General features: G+C 71.9%; 15 protein-coding genes. 9 read left to right on the top strand and 6 right to left on the bottom strand.

Going from position 1 to position 17,507, the window contains the following annotated elements; genetic code table 11:
* Nucleotides 1-120: 120 nt before the first annotated feature.
* The 3 genes from CLV70_RS36805 to CLV70_RS36795 form a co-directional block, all read right to left on the bottom strand.
* On the bottom strand, nt 121-1,221 hold the full coding sequence (locus tag CLV70_RS36805) for a sugar ABC transporter substrate-binding protein (protein ID WP_106131248.1): 1,101 nt from the start codon (nt 1,219-1,221) through the stop codon (nt 121-123).
* Nucleotides 1,222-1,441: 220 nt separating this feature from the next.
* Nucleotides 1,442-1,924, bottom strand: coding sequence for a Cys-tRNA(Pro) deacylase (ybaK, locus tag CLV70_RS36800; protein ID WP_106131247.1), 483 nt, complete (start codon nt 1,922-1,924; stop codon nt 1,442-1,444).
* A 23-nt stretch (nt 1,925-1,947) separates the two neighbouring features.
* Nucleotides 1,948-3,114, bottom strand: a complete 1,167-nt coding sequence (locus tag CLV70_RS36795) for a class I SAM-dependent methyltransferase (protein ID WP_106131246.1) — start codon at nt 3,112-3,114, stop codon at nt 1,948-1,950.
* 211 nt (nt 3,115-3,325) lie between these two features.
* On the opposite strand from CLV70_RS36795, the gene groES reads away from it, so the two are divergent.
* From groES to CLV70_RS36775, 4 genes are all read left to right on the top strand, one after another.
* Nucleotides 3,326-3,640 (top strand): co-chaperone GroES, encoded by a 315-nt coding sequence (gene groES / locus CLV70_RS36790; protein WP_106131245.1) that lies wholly within the window; start codon nt 3,326-3,328, stop codon nt 3,638-3,640.
* Nucleotides 3,641-3,710: 70 nt separating this feature from the next.
* On the top strand, nt 3,711-5,360 hold the full coding sequence (groL, locus tag CLV70_RS36785; RefSeq protein WP_106131244.1) for a chaperonin GroEL: 1,650 nt from the start codon (nt 3,711-3,713) through the stop codon (nt 5,358-5,360).
* A gap of 84 nt (nt 5,361-5,444) precedes the next feature.
* Entirely contained in the window at nt 5,445-6,065 is a 621-nt protein-coding gene (locus CLV70_RS36780; protein ID WP_106131243.1) for a hypothetical protein, read from the top strand.
* Between the two features lie 242 nt (nt 6,066-6,307).
* A complete protein-coding gene (locus CLV70_RS36775; RefSeq protein ID WP_245908747.1) occupies nt 6,308-7,984 on the top strand; it encodes a molybdopterin-dependent oxidoreductase in 1,677 nt (558 codons plus the stop codon).
* 689 nt (nt 7,985-8,673) lie between these two features.
* Here the strand turns inward: CLV70_RS36775 and CLV70_RS36770 are convergent.
* Nucleotides 8,674-9,063, bottom strand: a complete 390-nt coding sequence (locus CLV70_RS36770) for a WhiB family transcriptional regulator (RefSeq protein WP_106131252.1) — start codon at nt 9,061-9,063, stop codon at nt 8,674-8,676.
* A 230-nt stretch (nt 9,064-9,293) separates the two neighbouring features.
* Here CLV70_RS36770 and CLV70_RS36765 point away from each other — a divergent pair, with 230 nt between their 5' ends.
* Nucleotides 9,294-10,139: a helix-turn-helix transcriptional regulator gene (locus CLV70_RS36765; RefSeq protein ID WP_106131241.1), complete on the top strand. Its 846-nt coding sequence runs from the start codon at nt 9,294-9,296 to the stop codon at nt 10,137-10,139.
* A gap of 152 nt (nt 10,140-10,291) precedes the next feature.
* On the opposite strand, the gene CLV70_RS36760 is transcribed toward CLV70_RS36765, so the two are convergent.
* Nucleotides 10,292-10,693 carry a DUF5319 domain-containing protein gene (locus tag CLV70_RS36760; RefSeq protein WP_106131251.1) on the bottom strand — a complete coding sequence of 134 codons (402 nt, stop codon included), beginning with the start codon at nt 10,691-10,693 and terminating at the stop codon, nt 10,292-10,294.
* 121 nt (nt 10,694-10,814) lie between these two features.
* Here CLV70_RS36760 and guaB point away from each other — a divergent pair, with 121 nt between their 5' ends.
* The 4 genes from guaB to CLV70_RS36740 are packed head-to-tail and all read left to right on the top strand — an operon-like array spanning nt 10,815 to nt 16,220.
* The gene (guaB, locus tag CLV70_RS36755; RefSeq protein ID WP_106131240.1) at nt 10,815-12,302 is read left to right on the top strand and encodes an IMP dehydrogenase; all 1,488 of its coding nucleotides are present in this window, start codon (nt 10,815-10,817) and stop codon (nt 12,300-12,302) included.
* Nucleotides 12,303-12,324: 22 nt separating this feature from the next.
* The gene (locus tag CLV70_RS36750; RefSeq protein WP_106131239.1) at nt 12,325-13,443 is read left to right on the top strand and encodes a GuaB3 family IMP dehydrogenase-related protein; all 1,119 of its coding nucleotides are present in this window, start codon (nt 12,325-12,327) and stop codon (nt 13,441-13,443) included.
* Between the two features lie 6 nt (nt 13,444-13,449).
* Nucleotides 13,450-14,874 (top strand): M1 family metallopeptidase, encoded by a 1,425-nt coding sequence (locus CLV70_RS36745; RefSeq protein WP_106131238.1) that lies wholly within the window; start codon nt 13,450-13,452, stop codon nt 14,872-14,874.
* Between the two features lie 17 nt (nt 14,875-14,891).
* Nucleotides 14,892-16,220 (top strand): M1 family metallopeptidase, encoded by a 1,329-nt coding sequence (locus CLV70_RS36740; protein ID WP_245908745.1) that lies wholly within the window; start codon nt 14,892-14,894, stop codon nt 16,218-16,220.
* Nucleotides 16,221-16,287: 67 nt separating this feature from the next.
* Here CLV70_RS36740 and CLV70_RS36735 read toward each other — a convergent pair whose 3' ends face one another.
* A complete protein-coding gene (locus CLV70_RS36735) occupies nt 16,288-17,382 on the bottom strand; it encodes an LCP family protein (protein WP_106131236.1) in 1,095 nt (364 codons plus the stop codon).
* Between the last annotated feature and the right edge of the window lie 125 nt (nt 17,383-17,507).

The following is a 17,507-nucleotide window of genomic DNA, read 5'->3' as shown; positions in this document are numbered from 1 at the left end:
CGATCCCGCGTAGCTCCAGAAGAGGTGTCGCGGCCACGGGTGGTTCTCCTTCTTGGATGCGGCGCCGCCCACGCCCGGCCAGGCGTGGGCGGCTCCGTGCTCAGCAGCGTTCTTCCGCGGTCAGCTGACGCCGTTCTCGGTGCACAGCTTGGCGAAGTCGCCGGTGCACAGCTGGTCCTTGGTGACGAACCCGTCCGCGACGACGTCCTTGACGTTCTCCTTGAAGATGGACTTCGGGGTCAGCAGCACCGCCGGCACGTCCTGACCCGACTCCACGTCCTTGACGCTCTGGGAGACCGTCTTCTCCTCGCCCTTCGCCAGCGAGATGGCGAGGTCGGCGGCCGCGTCGGCCTCCTGCTTGATGGCCTTGTAGACCGTCATGCACTGGTCACCCGCGAGGATGTTCTGCAGACCCTGCACGGTCGCGTCCTGGCCCGTGACCGGCACCTGGCCGTTCAGCTTGTTGCGCTTGAGCACCGAGATGACCGCGTTGCCCAGGCCGTCGTTGGCGGCCAGCACACCCTTGATGTTGCGGTTCTGGGTCAGCATCTGCTCGAAGATCGTGCCCGCCTGCGCGTTGTCCCAGTCCGGCACCGACTGGTCCGGGCCCTTGATGTACTCCTTCGAGTCGTACTTCGGCTTCAGCACCGAGTCGTAACCCTCCTTGAAGAGGGTCGCGTTGTTGTCCGTCGGCGAGCCGTTGAGCTCGGCCACGACCGGCTTCACGGCCTTCTTGTCGGTCAGGCACTTGACCAGGCCCTCGCCCTGGAGCTTGCCGACCGCCGTGTTGTCGAAGCTGACGTAGTACTTCGCGCCGCCGTTGAGCGTCAGCCGGTCGTAGTCGATGGTCGCGATGCCCGCGGACTTCGCCTTGTCGAGCACCGCCTTGCCGGTACCGGAGTCGAGGTTGACGATCATCAGCACCTTGACGCCGCTGGAGATCATGCCGTCCGCGATCGTCTGGAACTGGCTCTTGTCGCCCTGCGCGTTCTGGATCTCCGCCGGGACCCCGGCCGCGTCGAACGCGGCCTTCAGGTACTTCAGGTCGTCGTTGGCCCAGCGCTGGGAGCTCGAGGTGTCGGGCAGGATGACGCCGACCTTGCCGACCGTCGAGCCGCCGCTGGAACTGCCGGAGTTCTCATTGCTGTCGCCGCCGCACGCGGCCATGCTGCCGCTGGCCAGCAGACCCGCCGCGGCAAGAGCGAACATTCCCTTACGCATTCCTCGTCCTCTCGGATCGATCCGGTTCTTGCCTCGGATTCCTCGCGCGCAGTCGGGATTGCCGCACCACGGCCGTGGTCATGGCCGGGGTGCCGGGCAACGTGCTCCGTGGCGCGGACGGTACCTATCACGTGACGCTAGGTCACTTGGCGTTCCGGAATCGTCGGTTCTCCGGAGAAAGATCCGGTTTGGGCGTAACGGTGTTGTCACGGACCGGGTGTTATGTCCGGATCTGTGCCGTGGTGGCGCCCGTCAGCCGGATCAGGTCGGCCGGCGCCAGCGACACCTGGAGACCCCGGCGGCCGGCCGAGACGTACATGACCGGCAGCGCCACGGCCGAGTCGTCGATCACCGTGGGCAGGCGTCTGCGCTGGCCGAGCGGGCTGATGCCGCCGCGGACGTAGCCGCTGCTGCGCTCGGCCGCCGCCCGGTCGGCCAGGGCCGCCCGCTTCCCGCCGGCCGCCGCGGCCAGCGCCTTCAGATCAAGGTCGCCGGTCACCGGTACGACGGCCACGGTCAGCGCCCCGTCCACCTCGGCGACCAGCGTCTTGAACAGCGACTCCGGGGCCACCCCCAGGGCCTCGGCGACGAGCGCACCGTAGTTCGGCGCATCCGGCGAGACCTCGTACGGGTGCAGCTCGTGCGCCACCTTCTGCGCGGACAGCAGTACGGTCGCCGGCGTCCCGGCCGCCTTCTTAGCCACGATCCCCGAGGCTACCGGCCGGGTCAGCGGCAGAGCAGCACGGTGGGCGCCCCCGCCACCCGGGTCAGCACGATCGAGGCCGAGGCGGGCCCGCGCAGCTTCAGGTCGCGGCGGAGCTGCTCGGGCTCCAGCGCCGACCCGCGCTTGCGGATCTCGGCCCGTCCGACGCCGCGCTCGCGCAGCAGCGCGCGCAGCCGCTTGAGCGAGAACGGCAGCACGTCGGTGATCTCCAGGCGGCGGGCGTACGGCGTCTCCACGGGCTCGTCGCTGTGGACGTACGCGATCTCCGGGTCGGCGAGGCGGCCCCCGATGCCGGCGGCGAACTCCGCGACCAGGTGGGAGCGGACCACGGCCGGATCCGGGTCGTAGAGGAACCGGCCGACCGGGCCGACCGGTGCCGCCTCCACCCCGGAGCCGTGCAGGCCGGCGCCCGACGGCAGCAGCGACGCCCGCCGCGGCACCTCCGCCAGCGGCCCGCACCAGAACGCCGCCTCGACCAGGTCGCCGTCGACGCTGACCCACTCTCCCTCCGCGCCGGGCGGCAGCAGCGCATGGTCGATGCCGGGCGCCAGCTTCAGCACCGTCCGCGGCACCCGGGCGGGCAGGGCCGCGATGAAGTCCCACGGCGGCGACCAGGCCTGCGGGTCCATCACCCGGCCGCGGCCCGCGCGGCGGCGGGCCGGATCGGCGAAGACGGCGTCGAACCGCTCCACCTCCACCGAGGTCGCGTCGGCGCATTCCACGGTCACCAGGCCGGCGAGTCCGGCGGCTTCGGTGTTCGCCCGGGCCACGGCGGCGGTCAGCGGGTCGGCGTCCACCGCGTACACCCGGATCCCCCGCCGGGCCGCGGCCAGCGCGTCCGAGCCCAGCCCGCATCCCAGGTCCGCCAGGGTCTCGACGCCGGCCGCGCGCAGCCGGGCGGCCCGGCGGTCGGCCACCGCCGCGCGGGTCGCCTGCTCGAAGCCGGGCCGGGTGAAGAACATCTCCGCCGCGCCCGCGCCGAACTTGCCCTCCGCGCGTCGTCGCAGGTCGGTCTGGGTGAGCGCGGCGGCGGCGAGCGGCGCGGCGATGCCGCGTGAACGCAGGGCCGAGGCCGCTGCCAGGGGATCTCCGCCGGCCACCTCGGCCGCGGCGGCAAGGGCGTCGGACCCTTCCCGGGTACGCAGAGAGGCAAGCAGTTCGAGGTCCACGACATCATTCTGCCGTGTTGGCACTCTCCTTGACGGAGTGCTAGTTCCGGCATAATCTCCGATTAGCACTCTCAACCTGAGGGTGCCAGCGCGCCCCCACCGGGAGCGCGTTTGCGCCAGGCGGACCGGCACCCGCGACGACGGCCCCGCCCGGTGGCATGAGGCATGAGATCGGCCGATGCTGGCCGGCGAAACCTGTACCCAGGAGGGTATGCCCGTGACTACCGCGACCAAGGTTGCGATCAAGCCGCTCGAGGACCGGATCGTGGTCCAGGCGAACGAGGCTGAGACGACCACGGCGTCGGGCATCGTGATCCCCGACACCGCCAAGGAGAAGCCGCAGGAGGGCACCGTCCTCGCTGTGGGCCCGGGCCGCATCGACGACAAGGGCAACCGCATCCCGGTTGACGTCCAGGTCGGCGAGACGGTCCTCTACTCGAAGTACGGCGGCACCGAGGTCAAGTACGCCGGCGAGGAGTACCTGGTGCTCTCCGCCCGCGACGTCCTCGCGGTCATCGAGAAGTGACCTACTGACAGTGCTTCCCGCCCTGGCCCGCACCTCGGGTCAGGGCGGTGGTGCGTGAAGGGACCTCAATATGGCGAAGATCCTCAGTTTCTCTGACGACGCCCGGCACCTGCTGGAGCACGGCGTCAACACGCTCGCCGACACGGTCAAGGTCACCCTCGGCCCGCGCGGCCGCAACGTCGTCCTCGACAAGAAGTTCGGCGCGCCCACGATCACCAACGACGGCGTCACCATCGCCAAGGAGATCGAGCTCACCGACCCGTACGAGAACCTCGGCGCCCAGCTGGTCAAGGAAGTGGCGACCAAGACCAACGACGTCGCCGGCGACGGCACCACCACGGCCACCGTGCTCGCCCAGGCGCTGGTCCGCGAGGGCCTGCGCAACGTGACCGCCGGCGCCAACCCGATCGCCCTCAAGCGCGGCATGGACCAGGCCTCCGAGGCCGTGTCCAAGGCGCTGCTCGGCAAGGCGGTCGAGGTCGCCGACCACAAGTCGGTCGCCAACGTCGCCACCATCTCGGCCCAGGACGCCACCATCGGCGAGCTGATCGCCGAGGCGATGGACCGGGTCGGCCGCGACGGTGTCATCACCGTCGAGGAGGGCTCCGCGCTCAGCACCGAGCTCGTCGTCACCGAGGGCCTCCAGTTCGACAAGGGCTTCATCTCGCCGAACTTCGTGACCGACGCCGAGTCGCAGGAGGCCGTGCTCGAGGACGCGTACATCCTCATCACGACCCAGAAGATCTCCAGCGTCGAGGAGCTGCTGCCGCTGCTGGAGAAGGTGCTCCAGGCCGGCAAGCCGCTGCTCATCATCGCCGAGGACGTCGAGGGCCAGGCGCTGTCGACGCTCGTGGTGAACGCGCTGCGCAAGACCTTCAAGGTCGCCGCGGTGAAGGCTCCCGGCTTCGGGGACCGGCGCAAGGCGATGCTGCAGGACATGGCGATCGCGACCGGCGGCGAGCTCATCGCCCCCGAGCTCGGCTACAAGCTCGACCAGGTCACCGTCGACATGCTGGGCACCGCCCGGCGCGTCGTCGTCGACAAGGAGAACACCACCATCGTCGACGGCGGTGGCAAGAAGTCCGAGATCGAGGACCGCGTCTCGCAGATCCGCAAGGAGATCGAGGCCTCGGACTCCGACTGGGACCGCGAGAAGCTCTCCGAGCGCCTGGCCAAGCTGTCCGGCGGCATCGCCGTCATCCAGGCCGGCGCCGCGACCGAGGTCGAGATGAAGGAGCGCAAGCACCGCATCGAGGACGCCATCGCGGCGACCAAGGCCGCGGTCGAGGAGGGCACCGTGCCCGGCGGCGGCGCCGCCCTGGCGCAGATCGTCTCCGTGCTCGACGGCGACCTCGGCCTCACCGGCGAGGAGGCGATCGGTGTCTCGATCGTCCGCAAGTCCCTCGTCGAGCCGCTGCGCTGGATCGCGCAGAACGCCGGCCACGACGGCTACGTCGTGGTGGGCAAGGTCGCCGAGCTGGGCTGGGGCCACGGCCTCAACGCGGCCACGGACGAGTACGTCGACCTCGCCGCCTCCGGCATCATCGACCCGGTCAAGGTGACCCGCAACGCGGTCTCCAACGCCGTCTCGATCGCCGGCCTGCTGCTCACCACGGAGAGCCTCGTGGTGGAGAAGCCGGCCGAGCCGGAGCCCGCCGCGGCCGGCGGCCACGGGCACAGCCACGGTGGCCACGGCCACCAGCACGGCCCGGGCTTCTGATCCGTAGTTCTCGAAAGGGCGCGTCGCATCCGCGGCGCGCCCTTTCTCGTGTGTGATGCAGAATTCACCGGGAAAGGGGCGCGGATGATCGTCGTCGTGGAGGGACCCAGCGCGGCCGGGAAGACCTCCTGGTGCCGCCGGTACGTCGGCAGGTTCGTGGCGGAGTACCGCATGACGGGCCGCGAACCGACGGACGCCACGGCCCTCGCCCGCCACTGGGTACGGGCCGGCATGCAGCGCTGGTCCGCGGCCCTCGACCTGGAGCGCGAGGACGGCCTGGCGTTCTGCGACACCGACCCGGTCAAGCTGCACTACGCGTGGGGGATGGCGGCGCTCGGGCTCGCACCCCGGGCCCAGTTCGACCGGGAACTGGTGGTGACCCGGGAGGCGTTCCGCAGCGGACGGCTGGGCTTCGCCGACGCGGTCCTGGTGGGCCTGCCCGACGTCACGACGTTGCAGCACCGCCGGGACGCCGATCCGACCCGCCGCCGCCGCAACTTCGCCGCGCACGTGCAGCTCCGAGAACCCCTGCAACAGTGGTACGCGACGCTGGAGGCGCTGTCGCCGGGGCGGGTCGTGTGGGAGCTGCCGGGGGTGGGCGTGCCGAAGCTGCCGGAGCCGCGGGCGGACCGGTGCTCGGTGGAGCTGCTGGAGTCCCTGGTCGCGGCGCTGCCGCCGCTGCGGGCGGCCGTCATCAGCTCGTGAGTCGCTCGCCGGCCGTCATCAGCTCGTTGTTCGCTCGCCGGCCGTCATCAGCTCGTTGTTCGCTCGCCGGCCGTCATCAGCTCGTTGTTCGCTCGCCGGCCGTCATAACTTCGTAAGAGGCTTTCGGGGTCGGCGCGGGGAGGATGGAGGGCGTGACGCACTCCGGTTCCGCTCCATCGATCTCCCCGCCGTCGCCGCGGCCGGCCGCGGCCCGTTCCTGGGCCGGGCCGCTCCGGGCCGCCCTGGCCGGGGTCGCCGCCGCCGCGGCGGCCCTCGGCGTCGCGGAGATCGTCGCCGTCCTCACCGGGCCGCTCTCGTCCCCGTTGCTCGCGGTCGGCGGGGTGGTGGTCGACAACGTGCCCGCCCCGGTCAAGGACTTCGGCATCGCCGTCTTCGGCAAGCACGACAAGACCGCGCTGATCACCGGCACGATCGTCCTGCTCGCGCTGTATGCGGCGGCGGTCGGCATCGCGGCGCGGCGCTCCTGGCGGCTCGCCGCCGCCGGCGTCGCGCTCTTCACCGCCGTGGGCGTCGTGGCCGCACTGACCCGCCACGACGCGGGCGCCGCCGCGGCCCTGCCGTCGCTCGTCGCCGGGCTGGCCGCGATGGCCGCCCTGCGCTACCTCGTCCCGCTCGCCGCCGCCACCGAGCCGCCCGTCGCTGCCCACCCGTCCGTCACCGAACCGTCCGCTACCGAGCCGCCCGTCGCCGAGCCGTCCGCCGCTGCCCACCCGTCCGCTGCCCGGCCGTCCGCTGCCCGGCCGTCCGCTGCCCGGCCGTCCGCTGCCCGGCCGTCCGCCGGCACCCGGCTCGCCGCTGCCGTCCGGCCCTCCGCCGCGGCCTCGTGGCCGCTGCCCGACGGGAGCCGCCGCCGGTTCCTCATCGGGACCGGGCTCGTCGCGGGGGCGGGCATCGTCGGCGGCTTCGGCGGGCGCTTCCTGACCTCCCGGCGCGCGGTCACCGCCGCCCGTGAGGCCGTCGTCCTGCCCCCGCCCGTGCAGGCCGCCCCGTCGGTCCCGGCCGGGGCCCAGGCCCCCGGGGCGAGCGCGTACGTCACCTCGAACAGGGACTTCTATCGCATCGACACCGCGCTGTATCCGCCCCAGGTCGACCCCTCCACCTGGGAGCTGCGCATCCACGGCATGGTCCGCAACCCGATCACGGTCACCTGGGCCGAGCTGCTCCAGCGCCCGATGATCTCCCGGTACGTCACCCTGGCCTGCGTCTCGAACGAGGTCGGCGGCGACCTCATCGGCAACGCCCTCTGGCTCGGTACGCCGATCAAGGCCCTGCTCGACGAGGCCCAGCCCCTGCCGGAGGCCGACCAGGTGGTGTCCCGCTCCGCCGACGGCTGGACGTGCGGCACCCCCACCTCGGTCCTGCGCGACGGGCGCGACGCCCTCCTGGCCGTCGGCATGAACGGCCAACCGCTGCCGGTGTCGCACGGATTCCCCGTCCGCATGGTCGTGCCCGGCCTCTACGGCTACGTCTCCGCGTGCAAGTGGATCACCGAGATCGAGCTGACCCGGTTCGCGGACTTCGACGCGTACTGGGTGCCCCGGGGCTGGTCGGCCCAGGGACCGATCAAGACCCAGTCCCGCATCGACACCCCCCGCGACGGCTCCGGCCGCAAGGCGGGCCCGGTGACGGTGGCCGGCGTGGCCTGGGCCCAGCACCGCGGCATCGCGAAGGTGGAGGTCCAGGTCGACGCGGGCCCCTGGGCCGAGGCGACCCTGGCACCCCCGGTCTCCGCGGACACCTGGGTCCAATGGTCCTGGCAATGGCAGGCAACGCCGGGCAAGCACACCCTCCGGGTCCGAGCCACCGACACCACCGGCGAAACCCAGACAAGCACCCCCACCCCCACAGCCCCCGACGGCGCCACAGGCTGGCACTCCACCCAGGTAACAATCAACTAACCCGCCCACCCACCCGCGTCCCCGCCTGGTCCGCGCCCCGGGCGGGCCCGCGTCCCCGCTTGGTTCGCGTTCCTGCCCGTTCCCGTTCGCTCGTCGCCGTGCTTGTCGCCACGTCCGTCGCCGTCCGGCCCGACCGCTCCGTCCCGGTCGCCGGGTCGCTGGCGCCCCGGGACCGACCGCGCGCCGACCCCGCGCTTGTCGGCCCCACCGGACGGCGGGCCGGGGCTCCACGCCTCTGACCATCGACCGCGCTCGGCCCGTCCGCTCACCCCGGGACCGGCCGCCTGCCCGGGATCGCGGGCTCGTTCCGCGATCCCTTCCGGGCGCCGCTCACCATCGCCGCGTGCGGCGGGCGATCGGTGTGTTTAAAAGCCGCCTATACGCCCGCGCCGTCAGCGGCTTGTGCTCGCGCAAACCGGACTAGTCACTCAGCCATCCGCCTCTGACCAGCAGAAACGCATCCCATCGGGGTCCTGGGGCGGGCGGTCGGGGCGGTGGGGGAGGGGCGTGGCATGCCGATCGGGTGTCACGCGAAAGCCGCACTTTTCGTCCGACGTCAAGGGCAAGTTCGCTCATACGGTGGCTTGCATGTTCACCGATGCGGCTGACATGCCGATGCAGACGCCGACGCGGCCCCCGGATGGGAACCGCGTCGTCAGGTGTGTGGTGATGCCGCGCGTCGGGCGGCGTCAGGCCGCCGGTGCCTGCCGCTGTGCCGGCACCGTGGATTTGTGGGGCCGGCCGAGGCGTGCCTCGAGCCGGGCAAGGTCGACCCGTCCGTGATGCCGATCGGCGAGGTCCTCCCAGCCGACCGCGAGCAGCCGCAGCCGCTCCGCTTCGCTGAAACCTCCCCAGACGCCGTAAGGCTCACGGACCGCCAACGCGTGGGCGGCGCACTCGGCTCGTACGGGGCATGCGCCGCACATGGTCTTGGCTTTCGCCTCGCGACGATTGCGGGAAGATCCGCGTTCGCCGTCGGGGTGGAAGAACTGGGCACTGTCGCGCCCCCTGCACAGGCCGAGTCGTTGCCAATCCCAGAGATCGGCGATGGGCCCGGGCAGTCTGCGAACGTTCGACATCAACACCCTCCTCCCGCGCGGCACCGCGGAGTGTTGTCATGAGGGGCCTGGCTCAGGCCTGCCGCCCGTGTACCCCGGCAAACGCCGGATCACACACGAGTTGTCGATGTCTTCGTCGGCCGTATCTCACCGGTGCCGAAAACCGTACCGATCTTTCCCATTTTTTCCATCTAAAGCGCGTAATGCTGCGGCCCTCGCGTGATCTCCTCTGAGAGAGAAGGAGGATCACTGTGCGTACCGTCCTCGTGTGCGTCCGTACCCCACTGGCGGCCCAGACCGTCGCGTCCACCGCGGCCCGGCTCGGCATGACCGGGGTGGTTCGGACAGCGGTGAGCGAGACCGAAGCCATGATCCGTCTGGCTGAAAGGCCGGCCGAGGTCGTTCTGGCCGACACCGCCGTGACCCGTCCCGACAGCGTCGGTTTCACCCGGCGCGTCCTCGCCCGCGCCCCGCAGGCGCAGGTCGTTCTCTTCGGCGCGGAAGACCCCCGGGTCGCCGCCGCCACGGTCGCCGCCGGCGCCCGCGGCGTCATCCGCGGTGTCGAGCATGACCTGGTCAGCGTGGTCGCCAAGGCCCTGCTGCTCCTGCTGTTGCCGGTACGCCCCCAGGGCATGCCGATCAACGGCGCCAACGCCCAGCCGGCGGCGGTGGGCGGAGCGGGGCGCAACAACAACTCGGCCGCCGCCCGTGGCCTGCACCGTGACGGCCTCGCCATGGCCGGCACGCCGAACGCCGCGGGCATCCCGGCCATGCTGCCGAACTCGCCGATGGTTCCCGCCCAGCGCGGGGACGGCTCGGAGATCGACCCGGCGACCGGGCGCCCCGTGGTCTGGCCGGGCAACGATCCACGGGTGGGCGAGGCGGCACCGACCGGCCGGCGCCTGACGCTCACCGAACGGGAACTACAGGTGCTGCGCGGGATGGCCGACGGGAAGAGCAACGCCGAGATCGGGCGCGAGCTGTTCGTGTCCGAGGACACGGTGAAGACCCACGCCCGCAGGCTGTTCCGCAAGCTGGGTGCGCGCGACCGGGCGCACGCGGTGGCGGCCGGGTTCCGCGCGGGCCTGGTGGCCTGACCGGGCGACGACCGGCGAGCGGGGCCGGCGGCACGGATCGGACGGGGTGGTCCGATCGGAACGCCGGCCCGCGATCCGGATAGCACAGACAGCGAACGGCGGGCCGCCCGGAGGGACGGCCCGCCGTCTCGTGATGGCCGGGGAGGAGCGGCTCAGGAAGGGTCGTCGTCCGAACCTTCGGTCAGGGTGTCGTGTACGCCATCCGCATAACCTCGGGCGTACTCCCACGTGACGTAGTGGTCCGGATCCGGATCGTAGGCAGGCTCGTGCACCCGCGGCCGCCCGCTGGAGAGCAGATGGCGCAGGTTTCCGCGCAGCAGATCCCAGTCGAAGTAGTGCGGTTCGTGGCAGTCCTCGCACTCGATCACCAGGCCGCGGATCCCCGTCGGACTCAGCAGCGCCTGATAGATCTCCAGGTCAGACAGGTCCTCGAGCACATCTTGCCGCTCGGCCTCGGTCAGCGGATCCTGCTCGGCGTCCTCGGTGAGGTCGTCGAGGCCCGCGGCCGGGTCGGCGGGGTCGCCGTTGAACGGGTCGATCGGCTCTTCTTGCACGATGTCTACCGTACCCATCCGGGGCCCCTGTGTGGTGGCCCGCACGTGCTGTCCGCCCCGTCGGGGGCGCCCCGGTCGATGAGTAGGATGTAACACTCCGCCTCTTCTCTAGGGATGATCTGTGGAAACTGAGTCCGCGCGTACGGTTCCTCTCGGTCTGACGTTCGACGACGTCCTCCTCCAGCCCGGTGAATCCGACGTGGTGCCGAGCCGGGTCAACACGATCACCCGACTGACCCGCAACGTCGGACTCTCCATCCCGCTGCTCTCCGCGGCCATGGACACCGTCACAGAGGCGCGGATGGCGATCGCGATGGCGCGCGAGGGCGGCATCGGCGTGCTGCACCGCAACCTGTCGGCCGAGGACCAGGCGGCCCAGGTCGACCTCGTGAAGCGTTCCGAGTCGGGCATGATCACCAACCCGGTCACCTGCAACCCGGATGACACCCTCGCGCACGTCGACGCGCTCTGCGGCAAGTTCCGGATCTCCGGCGTGCCGGTGGTGGACGCCGAGGGCGTGCTGGTCGGCATCGTCACCAACCGTGACATGCGGTTCGTCACCGATCACAGCGCCAAGGTGCGCGACGTCATGACGAAGTCGCCGCTGATCACCGCCCCGGTCGGCGTCGCCAAGGAGGAGGCGCTCGCCCTGCTGCAGCGGCACAAGGTGGAGAAGCTCCCGCTGGTCGACGACAACGGCCGGCTGCGCGGGCTGATCACGGTCAAGGACTTCACCAAGAGCGAGCAGTACCCGAACGCCACCAAGGACCCCCAGGGCCGGCTGCGGGTCGCCGCCGCGATCGGGGTCGGCGACGAGTCGTACAAGCGCGCCCGCGGGCTGATCGACGCCGGTGTCGACGTGATCATCGTGGACACCTCGCACGGGCACCAGCGCCAGGTGCTCGACATGATCGCGCGGCTGAAGAAGGACACCGTCACGGACATCGTCGGCGGCAACGTCGCGACGTACGCGGGGGCCAAGGCCATGGTCGAGGCCGGCGCCGACGCGGTGAAGGTGGGCGTCGGTCCCGGCGCCATCTGCACCACCCGGATCGTCGCCGGCGTGGGCGTGCCGCAGATCACCGCGGTGATGGAGGCGGCCCGGGCCTGCAAGCCGGCCGGCGTGCCGGTGATCGCCGACGGCGGCGTGCAGTATTCCGGCGACATCGCCAAGGCGATCGTGGCCGGTGCCGAGACGGTGATGCTGGGCGGCCTGCTCGCCGGCTCCGAGGAGAGCCCCGGCGACCTGATCTTCGTCAACGGCAAGCAGTACAAGTCGTACCGCGGGATGGGGTCGCTGGGCGCGATGCAGTCCCGTGGCCAGGCGAAGTCCTACTCCAAGGACCGCTACTTCCAGCACGACGTGCCGGAGGAGAAGCTCGTTCCCGAGGGCGTCGAGGGCCAGGTGCCCTACCGCGGCCCGCTGTCGCGCGTGATGGCGCAGCTGGTCGGCGGCCTGCGCCTGTCGATGGGTTACGCGGGCGCGGAGACGATCGCGGACTTGCAGGAGCGCGGCCAGCTCATCAGGATTACCGCTGCGGGCCTGAAGGAGAGCCACCCGCACGACATCCAGATGACCGTCGAGGCCCCCAACTACCACTCCCGCTAACCCAGACTGAAGGCGATTGATCATGCGTGACGTGGTGGAGATCGGTCTCGGTAAGACCGCCCAGCGCGGGTATCACCTGGACGACATCGCGATCGTCCCGAGCCGCCGCACCCGGGACGTGGACGACGTGTCCACCGACTGGAAGCTGGACGCGTACCCGTTCCGGATCCCCTGCGTCGCGCACCCTTCGGACGCCACCATGAGCCCGGACTCGGCGGTCGCCCTGGGCCGCCTCGGCGGCCTGGGCGTGCTCAACGCCGAGGGCCTGTGGACCCGCTACGAGGACCCCAGCAAGATCCTGGAGGAGCTCGGCTCGCTGGACGAGGAGGCCGACGCCACCAAGCGGCTGCAGGAGGTCTACTCCGAGCCGATCCGGCCCGAGCTGATCGCCGAGCGGGTCCGGGCGATCCGGGAGGGCGGCGTCACCGTCGCCGTGCGGGTCTCCCCGCAGCACACCCTCGCGCTCGCCCCGGTGATCCTCGACGCCGGCGTCGACCTGCTGGTCATCCAGGGCACCCTGGTCAGCGCGGAGCACGTGTCCACCACGGACGAGCCGTTGAACCTCAAGGAGTTCATCGCCGACCTCGACCTGCCGGTCATCGTCGGCGGCTGCACGGATTACAAGACCGCACTTCACCTGATGCGTACGGGCGCAGCCGGCGTCATCGTGGGCGTCGGCGCGGACGAGTGGTCCACCACGGACACCGTGCTGGGCATCCGGGTGCCGATGGCCACGGCGATCGCGGACGCCGCGGCGGCCCGGCGGGACTACCTCGACGAGACCGGCGGTCGCTACGTGCACCTGATCGCCGACGGCGGCATCCAGACCTCGGGCGACATCGCGAAGGCGATCGGCTGCGGCGCGGACGCCGTCATGCTCGGCGAGCCGCTGTCGCTGGCCGAGGGCGCCCCGGCCGGCGGCGCGTGGTGGCACTCGGCGGCCAGCCACCCGAGCCTGCCGCGCGGCGGCTTCTGCATCGCCGGCGAGCCGGACGGCTCCCTGGAGGAGATCCTCTACGGGCCCGCGGACCGCCCCGACGGCCAGCTCAACCTCTTCGGCGGGCTCAAGCGCGCGATGGCGAAGTGCGGCTATCACGACGTCAAGGAGTTCCAGAAGGTCAGCCTCGTGCTGGACCGCTAGACCCCGATGCGTACACGGGCGAGAGTCGCGGTGGCCGTTGCCGCCGCGCTGACGGTGGCGGGCTGCACCGACGACGGGGAGCCGCCGGCCGCGGCCAGCGCGCCGCCGAGCGTGGCACTGAGCTTCGCGCCGGGTGCCGCCGGCGCCGGCGACCCGTACTTCCCGGCGTACGGGAACGGCGGGTACGACGTCGCCGGCTACGACCTGAAGCTGCGGTACGACCCCGCGAGCGGCCGGTTGGAGGGCAGCGCCACCATCACCGCGACCGCGACGCAGGACCTGTCCCGGTTCAACCTCGACCTGGCCCACCTGACGGCGAGCCGGATCACCGTCGACGGGCAGGCCGCCACCGGCCGGGCGGACAAGAACGAGCTGGTCGTGACGCCCGCCGCCGGCCTCGTCAAGGGCCGCGCGTTCACCGTGGTCGTCGAGTACGCCGGCAAGCCCCAGCCGTTGAACAACGAGGCGCTGGGCGTCGGCGGCTGGCAACGCACCAGGGACGGCGCCTTCGCGCTCGGCCAGCCGGAGTCGGCGAGCACGTGGTTCCCGGTCAACGACCACCCGTCGGACAAGGCGACGTTCGCGCTGGCCATGACCGTGCCCGACGGGGTCGAGGCGATCGGCAACGGGGTGCCCGGGCGCAAGGACACCGCCGGCGGCTGGACCACCTGGCGGTGGACCGAGACCAAGCCGATGGCCAGCTACCTCGCCACGGTGGTCATCGGGCAGTACAGGGTGAAGACCAGCACCCACGCCGGCAAGCCGATGGTGATCGCCGTGCCCGAGTCGCTGCCCGCGACCGGGCCCGCCGCCCGGTCCCTGGACCGGACCGGGGAGATCGCCGACTTCCTCGCCGCCCGGTTCGGGCCGTATCCGTTCGACGCGTACGGCGGGGTGGTCATCGACGACAACCGGGTCGGGTACGCGCTGGAGACCCAGTCCCGCCCGGTCTACGGCAACGTCTTCTTCCGCACCCGCCCGAACCCCACGGTCGTCGCGCACGAACTGGCCCACCAGTGGTACGGCGACAGCGTCGCCCTCGAACGCTGGCAGGACATCTGGCTCAACGAGGGCTTCGCCACGTACGCGGAATGGCTCTGGCAGGAGCACGTCGGTGAGCAGACCGCCCAGCAGGCGTTCGACCGCACCTACCGGGGTTTCGACTGGCAGGTGCCGACCGGTGACCCGGGCGCCGAGCGGCTCTTCGGCGCGGCCGTCTACCAGCGCGGCGCGATGGTCGTGCACGCCCTGCGCCGGACGATCGGCGACGAGGCGTTCTTCGCCCTGCTGAAGGAGTTCCCGGCCGCACACCGGGACGCCAACGCCACGACCGAGGACCTCATCGCGGCGGCCGAGCGGGCCTCCGGCAAGGACCTCGGTGACTTCTTCGAGGGCTGGCTCTTCGGCAGGACGCCACAGCCACGCCCCTGAGCTGCGTCTTCGGAAGTGTGCGAAGAGTTCTGGCGTTCGTTGTCGTCCTGTTCCTGGCCGGTTGCTCGGCGGGTACGGACCCGTCGTCGCGGGCGGAGGGTCCCGCGAGGGCCGGCCCGGCGGTGTTCGGGCCCGGGGCGGCCGGCGTCGGCGACCCGTACTTCCCGGAGAGCGGCAACGGCGGCTTCGACGTCGCCGGCTACGACCTGAGGCTGCGCTACACGCCGGAGAAGGGCCTGCTGTCCGGTACGGCCACGATCAAGGCCACCGCCACCCAGGACCTGTCCCGCTTCCAGCTCGACCTCACCGGCCTGGCCGTGCGGGCGGTGACTGTGAACGGGGTCGCCGCCGCGAGCCGTACGGGCGGCGGCGAGCTGGTCGTCACCCCGGCCGCCGGCCTGCGCCGCGGCAGCGCGTTCACCACGGTGGTCCGCTACGCCGGCCGCCCGGTGCGGGTCCGGGGCGGGGAGGGCTGGCACCGGACGTCCGCGGGCGCGTACGCGCAGGGCGGGTTCACGTCGGCGAGCACCTGGTTCCCGGTCAACGGCCACCCGTCGGACAAGGCGACGTTCGCGCTGCGGATGACCGTGCCCAAGGGGATGGCCGCGGTGAGCAACGGCGTGCCGGGCCGGCGTACGAAGTCGCGCGGCACCGTCACCTGGCGCTGGTCGGTGAAGAAACCGATGGCCAGCCACCGCGCCTTCGTGGCGATCGGCGACTACCGGGTCACGTCCCGTCAGCACCGGGGCCGGCCGGTCGTCACCGCGGTGCCGGCGTGGTACCCGGGGACGGGCGCGCTGGACCGGACCGCGGAGATCGCCGACTTCCTCGCCACGCGGTTCGGGCCGTACCCGTTCGACGCGTACGAGGCGACGGCCGTCGGGGTGCCGCCCGCGGACCCCGGCCTCGTCGCGCGTGACCTGGCCCGGCAGTGGTTCGGCAACAGCGTGTCCGTGCGCGGCTGGCAGGACGTCTGGCTGAGCGAGGGCTTCGCCGTGTACGCCCAGTGGCTCTGGTCGGAGCACGCAGGCGGCCCCGACGTGGACGAGTCGGCCCGTGACCTCTACGACACGTACCCGTGGCAGGCCCTGCCCGCGCTGAACCCGGGCGTGAAGGGGCTCGCCTCGCAGGGCCCGGGCGTCCGTGGCGCGCTGACCCTGCACGCGTTGCAGCGCCGGATCGGCGACGAGCGGTTCTTCGGGCTGTTGCGCGCGTGGGCCACCGGGCACGCGTACGGGACGGTCACCACCGCGGACTTCGTGGCCGCGGCCGAGCAGGCGTCGGGGCAGGACCTCGCCGCGTTCTTCGACGTGTGGCTGTCGGGCCGATACCGGCCCACCTACTGAGACGTGTGGCTGTCGGGCCGGTACCGGCCTACCTACTGAGACGTGTGGTGCTCGGGCCGGTGCTGGCCTACTTGCTGATCAGCTCCGGGTGCTTGTCCAGGTAGGCGCCGGGGTCGCCGCTCGCCACCGCCCGCAGGAAGGCGCGCCCGCCGGCGTCGAGCTGCTCGCCGATGTAGCCGCCGTTGCTGACGACCGAGCTGCCCGGCAGCGCCACGGACGTCAGCCCGGACGGGGTCAGGTCGCGCAGCGCGTACGCGTACTCGACGGGTGTCCGCTCCCCGGAGACCGCGAGGGTGTCGCCCAGCGCGCCGACCACGGACCCGAGCCGGGCCGGATCGGTCGCCAGGCCGGCCTTTCCGGCCTCGGTGAGCAGCGCCTTGACGAGTTGCCGCTGGTGGCGCTGCCGGGTGTAGTCGCCGCCGGCGGTGTAGCGCTGCCGGGCGTAGTCGATCGCCTGCCACCCGGTCAGCTTGCGGGTGCCGGGCAGGTACGTCGCCTGCGGACCGACGTAGCCGCCGCCGCCCGGGCGCAGGGTGCGGGCGGTGCCGTCCGGCCGCCGGTGCTGCGACACCACCTTCTGGTCGATGGTCAGCGTGACGCCGCCGAGCGCGTCGGTCAGCCTGCTGAGCCCGGCGAAGGTCAGGACCGCGCCCGCGTCGAAGGACCTGATGCCGGTGTACTTCTCGATGGTCCGGGCGAGCAGCTCGTACCCCTGGGCGGTGTCGGCCCGGTCGGTGCCGGGCACGCGGGCGCCGTAGCTCATCGCCTCGGTGAGTTTGTGCCGGCCGCCGCCGTAGCCGTTCTTCGCGAACGCCGGGATGTCGACCCGCAGGTCGCGGGGCAGCGAGTACAGGAATCCGGTCTTGAGTCCCTCGTCGATGTGCAGCAGCATGATGGCGTCGGCGTGCGGCTGCCAGTCCGGGATGCTCACCCGGGTGTCGACGCCGATCAGCAGCAGGTCGAGCGGGCCGGTGAGGTCCGCGCCGGGCGGCGGGGGCGGGCTCGCGGACGGCGCTTCGGCGCTCGGTGCGGGGAGGGTCGGCGCCGCGGTCCCGGAGGGCTCCCCGGAGTCGCCGCGGAGGGCGAGAAAGACGCCGGTTCCGCCCGCGAGAAGGACGACGATGACGGCCGCCACGATCCACGCCGTCCGATGGGTCCGCATGCTGGAACAGTATGCGAATCCCACATCCTGCTCAATGCGCGAAAATCTCGCGTTGTGGAACGGGGTCTGGACAAAGCCAAGATCGGCCGTACGCTGACCGGCGCGATTCGCCGAGGCGGCGGTCG

The sequence above is a fragment of the Pseudosporangium ferrugineum genome, from assembly GCF_003002065.1.
Lineage (GTDB): Bacteria > Actinomycetota > Actinomycetes > Mycobacteriales > Micromonosporaceae > Actinoplanes > Actinoplanes ferrugineus_A.
The sequence above is the reverse complement of the archived record's forward strand: the minus strand, read 5'-3'. Positions and strand labels throughout refer to the sequence as shown.

Bases quoted from the DNA above. Each gene is read 5' to 3' on its own strand.
- CLV70_RS36805 (WP_106131248.1), bottom strand. From the start codon at position 1,221: ATGCGTAAGGGAATGTTCGCTCTTGCCGCGGCGGGTCTGCTGGCCAGC.
- groES (WP_106131245.1), top strand. From the start codon at position 3,326: ATGCCCGTGACTACCGCGACCAAGGTTGCGATCAAGCCGCTCGAGGAC.
- groL (WP_106131244.1), top strand. From the start codon at position 3,711: ATGGCGAAGATCCTCAGTTTCTCTGACGACGCCCGGCACCTGCTGGAG.
- CLV70_RS36780 (WP_106131243.1), top strand. From the start codon at position 5,445: ATGATCGTCGTCGTGGAGGGACCCAGCGCGGCCGGGAAGACCTCCTGG.
- CLV70_RS36770 (WP_106131252.1), bottom strand. From the start codon at position 9,063: ATGTCGAACGTTCGCAGACTGCCCGGGCCCATCGCCGATCTCTGGGAT.
- CLV70_RS36750 (WP_106131239.1), top strand. From the start codon at position 12,325: ATGCGTGACGTGGTGGAGATCGGTCTCGGTAAGACCGCCCAGCGCGGG.
- CLV70_RS36745 (WP_106131238.1), top strand. From the start codon at position 13,450: ATGCGTACACGGGCGAGAGTCGCGGTGGCCGTTGCCGCCGCGCTGACG.
- CLV70_RS36735 (WP_106131236.1), bottom strand. From the start codon at position 17,382: ATGCGGACCCATCGGACGGCGTGGATCGTGGCGGCCGTCATCGTCGTC.